We start from the raw sequence: 521 nt of genomic DNA, 5'->3' as shown, positions 1-521 counted from the left end.
CACCCTCGCGGGTGAAGACGCGTGCGGTGGTGAGGACCCTGCCGTTGCTCACCGCACTGCAGGTCCCGTCGAAGAGGAGCCACTGGTCCATGTCCACGTCGCGGTGGAACCACATCGCGTGGTCCAGTGAGGCTGCCGACATGCCCGGAGTCATCCAGGACAGTCCGGTCGCACGCATGGCCGGTTCGAACATCACCTGGTCGATGACGTAGGCGAGCAGGGCACGGTGGACGGGTTGCGAGGTGCCCTCAGGGAGTGGGCTGCGCGGCGCCATCCACAGCTGCTGACGGTTGGAGGGCGTCCGGTCGGCGCTGGTGTAGAGATTGTGCTGGACGTGGCGGACATCGAAGGCGGTGGTCTTGCCCAGGAAGCGACCCACCGGGTGGTCCATGGCCCGGAAGATCTCCAACGCCGAGCGCAGCTTCTCCGGACCGGGGACCTCGGGCGCCTCGATCTCGAACTCCAGTCCCTCCTCGGGCGCCTGGAAGGAACTCACCATGGCCAGGATCTCCCGGTCGTCC

The 521-nt window shown here is 67.2% G+C and carries 1 protein-coding gene; it reads right to left on the bottom strand.

Features of this window, described 5'->3' with window-relative positions:
* Positions 1-521, bottom strand: a 521-nt coding sequence (locus FK530_RS25495; RefSeq protein ID WP_193560382.1) for an acyl-CoA thioesterase, incomplete at both ends; no start/stop codon positions are given.

It is taken from the genome of Tsukamurella conjunctivitidis (assembly GCF_007858475.1).
In the GTDB taxonomy this organism is placed as follows: domain Bacteria; phylum Actinomycetota; class Actinomycetes; order Mycobacteriales; family Mycobacteriaceae; genus Tsukamurella; species Tsukamurella conjunctivitidis.
This window is presented reverse-complemented; position numbering and strand designations above follow the sequence as displayed.